At 40.2% G+C, this 4,402-nt stretch carries 5 protein-coding genes; all 5 read left to right on the plus strand.

The features are described 5' to 3' along the window. The first annotated feature begins 84 nt into the window (after positions 1–84). Positions 85–765 carry a response regulator transcription factor gene (locus tag A5875_RS01745; RefSeq protein ID WP_088932019.1) on the plus strand — a complete coding sequence of 227 codons (681 nt, stop codon included), beginning with the start codon at positions 85–87 and terminating at the stop codon, positions 763–765. A gap of 71 nt (positions 766–836) precedes the next feature. Continuing rightward, on the plus strand, positions 837–1,535 hold the full coding sequence (locus A5875_RS01750; RefSeq protein ID WP_088932020.1) for a WxL domain-containing protein: 699 nt from the start codon (positions 837–839) through the stop codon (positions 1,533–1,535). Between the two features lie 60 nt (positions 1,536–1,595). Continuing rightward, positions 1,596–2,639 (plus strand): DUF916 and DUF3324 domain-containing protein, encoded by a 1,044-nt coding sequence (locus tag A5875_RS01755; protein WP_088932021.1) that lies wholly within the window; start codon positions 1,596–1,598, stop codon positions 2,637–2,639. A gap of 11 nt (positions 2,640–2,650) precedes the next feature. Beyond that, the gene (locus tag A5875_RS01760; protein ID WP_088932022.1) at positions 2,651–3,055 is read left to right on the plus strand and encodes an LPXTG cell wall anchor domain-containing protein; all 405 of its coding nucleotides are present in this window, start codon (positions 2,651–2,653) and stop codon (positions 3,053–3,055) included. Beyond that, positions 3,048–4,402, plus strand: a 1,355-nt coding sequence (locus A5875_RS23505) for a hypothetical protein (protein ID WP_176244593.1), incomplete at its 3' end; no start/stop codon positions are given. The genes A5875_RS01760 and A5875_RS23505, both read left to right, overlap by 8 nt.

The raw sequence follows: 4,402 nt of genomic DNA on the forward strand, positions 1-4,402 counted from the left end.
AAACTATGTTATATAAAGGGTGCAATTAACATCGACCCTTAAACAACAATAAAAGAACAAAAGCTTCAAATGGAGGTATAGAAATTGAACAAACGAATTATGTTAGTAGAAGATGATGAAAAATATGCGTTGAATCTGAGAGAAGCGTTGATCGAAGCTGGGTATGAGGTCACTTTTATGAATACTCCTATCAAAGCCGTGGCCGAATTCACCAAAAAAAATTACGACTTAGTCATTTCTGATTTTTGTATGGAGGAGATGGACGGGGTCAAATTACTGACAATTCTAAAAGAAATCAAACCTCAATTACGCAGCATCATCTTAACCGCCTTTCCCGAAGAGGAAGTGGAGCTGGAAGCCATTACGATTAGTGTTGACCACTATCTGAGTAAAGATAAAAGCTTAACCATCATGATTAAGTACATTCAGCAGCTTCTAATGAAGGAAAATACCACGAACCAGATGAGTTCCTACGGTCTTACTTCAACGATTGAAAGGATTTCCGTAGATACCCAAAGCCGCATTGTTGAAAAGGAAAACCAAATCGTTCCGCTGACAAAAAAAGAATATGACCTGCTGGTGCTTTTTTTGACGAATAAAGGGATGGCATTGAGTCGAGAGGAAATAGCCGAGAAGCTGTGGAGCAATGATATTGAAAATATTGATTTGCGCGTCATTGATGGTCATATCAAACGCCTGCGCTCGAAGCTGTCACTATTCAGCATTTCTTCGGTTCGAGGCTACGGCTATAAGTGGAGTGAATAAGGCAACAACCAAATTACGGGATTAAAGCAAGCGTGCTTTTTTTCAAATAAAATTATTTATTGGAGGAACGAATGATGAAAATGAAAAGAACTTTGGTCACTGCTTTGACAGTAACAACGCTAGCTGCAATTGGTGCAGGCGCTGCCTACGCTGCAGAAGTAGATAAGGGAGACACAGAAGTGGGTATTGGCTTCGTGGACGCACATATCCCTGGGGAAAATGCTGGTGATTTACAATTACGCTGGGTACCTAAGAAATTAGACTTCGGCAAATACAACGATGTAAACAACAAATATACAGAATTTTCAGAAGTCAGCACAAACAACTATTATGTTGTGGTACGCGACACACGTAAAGACGATCCAACCGGAAGCGTAACTGATACAAATACATGGAAAGTAAACGCTAAATTAGGTGAAATCACTAATGCGACTACTCCAACTAAAAAATTGACTAAGGCGCAATTATTCTTTGATTCTAAAGCTCACGGATATGAAGGTGAAGATGATCCGAATACAAATGCTGCTACTATCAAAGCAGCGGGTGCTCATGCGACAGCTACAGGTAGTAAGACACCAACAGTAACAGCATCAACGCAATTAGAAGCAGGCGGGGCTTCAAAAGAATTGATGCGTCAAACTGCACAAGATGCTTCAGCTGACTGGGCAGCATCACTTGAAAATATCAAGTTAGGTGTGGGTGGAAAACAAGGTGAAAAAGGCTTGTACTACTCAGGAACACTAACTTGGACATTGGATGACACTTTATAAGAAGAGCAAGGGTAGCATCGTCTATCCTTGACTCATTTTAAATTGACGGAGGTTTTTACGTTGAAAAGGATAGTTGCTAGTTTACTCGTTTTTGTCTGTCTGTCACTTTCGTTTGCATCAGCGGCTTTTGCAGATGAGAACGAAGATCAGAAAAATAGAGACACCATGGGATTCACTGTTGAAACGGTGCTTCCTTCCAATCAAGTCGATCCATCAAGAAGCTTTTACTTTTTAAAGGTGACACCAGGAGAGGCTCAACGAATTCAGCTGAAGATCATCAGCACTAGAAAAGAAGCGCGTACGGTTAAGGTAAGCTTAAACGACGCGATGACTTCTTCAGAAGCGTCGATTGATTATGGCGTGGATAAACCAGAGCTGGATGACTCACTGAAAAATCCGGTAACAGAACTTGTCAAAGTACCAGAAGAGTTTAAAGAAGTGACGGTTGAAAATTACGAAGAAAAAACGATCGAGCTGGAGATCACGCCTCCTCAAGAAGAATTTTCCGGGATCAAGCTTGGCGCCATTCGCTTGATCGGTGTGCCTAATGATAGTGAAAGCAAGAAGACAGGATTAAAAGTAGAAACAGGCTATACGATTGGAATGGTTTTGACAGAAGATGCAGCGCAATACAATTCAGGTGGGGAGCTGCACTTCAAAAAAGCGGATGTCTTTCTTTCAAATGGGAGTAAGGTAGTCGGCGTCTCACTTCAAAACGATCAGCCAAAAATGATCGATCAAATGAAGATGAACGTCAAGGTTCGAAAGAAAGGCTCTGATAAAGTCCTTTATGAAAAAAAGGGCGAAGATCTTTCAGTCGCACCCAACACTAATTTTACTTACCAAGTTCCGCTTGGTTTAGAAAACGTGGAAGCTGGCAAATATTCAGTAGAAATCGTCGCTCAAAATGAAGAAAAAACTTGGAAATGGACGAAAGAAATTTCGATTACAAATGAAGCTGCCAATAAGTTGAATGACGAAGCTGTCGATAAAGTGATCACCCCAAGCTGGGTACCGATCGCGACAGTTGTTTTAGCATTGGCCTTGGTTATCTTGGTAGTCATCATTATGAATCGAAATCGTTCTATCCAAAGAAAGAAGTAAAGGAGAAGAAGATGAAAAAGAAAATAGCATCCATATCTTTCCTTCTTTTAATAGTAGCTTTTCTTACTATAAGTGTTCAGCCATTTGCTGCAAGTGCATCTGAAGTGGATAAAGCAGATACCGAAGCAGGTATTGGATTTAATACGAATGAAGATGAACCAACGCTGCCAAGTACGAATCCGTCAGAAGAACCAAAACCAGAACCAAAAACTGAACCGGAAGAACCGACGCAGCCGTCAAATGTACGCACACCAAGCGTCACAAACGTAAGAAGCCAATCCAGAATCTATCGAAGATTGCCGCAAACCAATATGCAGCAACAATTTTTATTAACTCTGGCTGGAATACTATTAGTAGCATTGATTTTAATTGTAGTTACTCACAGAGATAGAAAGAGGGTGGAAGCGAATGAATAAGAGAAAATTATTCTCACTTTTGACACTCTCGCTTTTAGTTGCATCACAAGCAACTTCGAGTGTATACGCGATTGAGACAAATGAATCAGCAACAACTTCCAGCAACCTGCTGAAGACGACTAGTTCTGAACCAACTTTGGCATCTTCGGAGGCTGATGTAGAAGCTTCCACTGTAGAATCGACAGAAGTTGTACCGGAATCGAGCGAAAAAGCCGAGGAAAAGAATGAGCCTACGACTGATTCGAGTGAAGAAAAAGCTGATAAGGATAAAAAGAAAACTAAAGGAGTCGGACCGCAGTCAGACACCGATCCTGTAGATATTCCCGACCCGACAGTGAAATTGATGGTGGTTAATACATTGAATCATCTGTTTGCAGAAGGGTTAACTACTGGTGACACAATAACTAAAGGTCAAATGGAAAAGCTGCCAGTATTATTACGCGGTGTCTATGATTTTTCACCCAACCAGCAAGAGGAAGGGACGTCTATTGGGTCTTTAGAAGGCCTTCAGTATGCAGTCAATTTGACCGAAATCAATTTAGTCAATAAAGGTGCTAAACGAGATGACGCGTTTACATCGCTACCCGCGGGTTTTTCAAATCTGAAAAAATTACAGAGTTTGACTTTCTATTCGGGGCTTTTAAATGATATCGACGAATTAAAAAACCATCCAGCTTTAGAGCACTTTTCTGCTACTGAAAACGAGTTGACTTCGCTTAATGGTTTAACTGGCTGTAAAGAATTGAGAACATTGATTATTAATGGTTCTCAAAATAGCTCGTACCATCAGAATGGTGGTGTTCAAAATTTTGAAGGGCTAGAACAATCTACTAAACTGCAGAAGATCAGTTTTGAAAAATATGATGAACATCGAAGTGATTCATTAACAGAAGTATCTAACCCAGAAGTTTCATATGTTGGATATGGACTGACTTCATTAAAAGGATTGAACTGTGCAGGTTCACTAAAAGAGCTATCTTTGTATGGTCATCCAGGGTTGCATAATCTAAATGGACTCGAGAACTATGATAACCTGACAGATTTACGAGTTTCAGGAGCAAAGAATTACAATGGCCGAGATTATTACTATACTAATCCGGGCGGAATTACAGATATTGTTTTTGATCCAGCAATTCATACGCCTACGTATAATACGAGAGGATTGCGTGGTCCAAACGCGATTTCAGCTTTGACAACTTGTGATTCCTTAATAAACGTAATGCTGGATGGTCAGGCGATTGAGGATATCAGTCCCTTGGGAAATAAATCTAAAATTACAGAACTAAATATAAATGCGAACTTGGTTAAAACACTCGCGCCTTTAGCTTCGACAAATAGTATTGTTAC

It is taken from the genome of Enterococcus sp. 3H8_DIV0648 (assembly GCF_002140655.1).
Classification (GTDB): domain Bacteria; phylum Bacillota; class Bacilli; order Lactobacillales; family Enterococcaceae; genus Enterococcus_A; species Enterococcus_A hulanensis.